Below are 1,180 nucleotides of genomic sequence, written 5' to 3' on the forward strand. Positions count from 1 at the left end.
CTCTGTACACGACAAAAATAGATAACTCATTGAAATAATGTCACAATAATTGTTTTCTAACGACGAATACTATGACACATCTCAATGAGTTATATCTTATCTTAAACAAATCTCTAAAATGGAACAAGTCACATTTAAAGTGCTTTGCGCTCATCATGCTTGTGATTATTTTAAAGCAAACATGTAATCTTTCTTCTGCATCTAAAGCCTTGCCCATCAAGTGTTTACCACAATCATTTTATCGACGTATGCAGCGCTTCTTTGCAGGTCAGTATTTTGATTATCGTCAAATTTCTCAGTTGATTTTCAATATGTTTTCATTCGACCAAGTGCAACTGACTTTAGATAGAACCAATTGGAAATGGGGAAAACGAAATATTAATATCCTGATGCTCGCAATCGTTTATCGTGGAATAGCGATACCTATCCTTTGGACATTGCTTAATAAACGTGGAAATTCAGATACGAAAGAGCGTATTGCTTTGATTCAACGCTTTATAGCCATTTTTGGTAAAGATCGTATTGTGAATGTGTTCGCAGACAGAGAGTTTATCGGTGAGCAGTGGTTTACATGGTTAATTGAACAAGACATCAACTTCTGCATTCGTGTTAAAAAAACTTCATTGTCACCAATCATTTAGGAAAGAATCATAAAATTAGTGATTTATTTCGCCATCTTAAAGTTGGTCAAATTGAATGTCGTAAACGACGGATTTTGGTTGGTCGGGTGAAACTATATATAAGTGCACTACAGTTAGAAAATGGAGAGCTTTTACTCGTCGTTTCTCCTCAGTTTAATGCCAATGCTATTCAGGATTATGCATTACGCTGGGAAATTGAAACCTTATTCAGTTGTCTCAAAGGACGCGGGTTTAATCTTGAAAATACGCGCTTGACAGACCCTAGACGAGTGAAAAAATTGATTGCGGTGTTAGCTATAAGCTTCTGTTGGTGTTACTTAACGGGTGAATGGCAACATAATCAAAAAAAAGCGATAAAAATAAAGAAGCATGGACGACTCTCAATGAGTTTATTTCGCTATGGTTTAGACTATGTTCAAATGGCGATTCAGCGTTTAATTGGTTTTGGGAAAAAAGAAGAGTTTAAGGAAATTTTGGCAATTTTAAGAAAGCAGAATCCTGATAGGATAAGGGTTCTGTGAAATTTGTCGTGTACAGAG

General features: G+C 35.7%; 1 protein-coding gene. It reads left to right on the plus strand.

The features are described 5' to 3' along the window. Nucleotides 1–71 precede the first annotated feature (71 nt). Nucleotides 72–1,162, plus strand: a protein-coding gene (locus FTT63_RS15495) for an IS4-like element ISAba1 family transposase (RefSeq protein WP_085940648.1) whose coding sequence is annotated in 2 segments (ribosomal slippage) — nucleotides 72–612 and nucleotides 612–1,162 — 1,092 coding nt in all. Because the reading frame shifts where the segments join, the coding sequence is not laid out codon by codon here. The last annotated feature ends 18 nt before the right edge of the window (nucleotides 1,163–1,180 follow it).

It is taken from the genome of Acinetobacter sp. C15 (assembly GCF_013420645.1).
GTDB lineage: Bacteria > Pseudomonadota > Gammaproteobacteria > Pseudomonadales > Moraxellaceae > Acinetobacter > Acinetobacter indicus.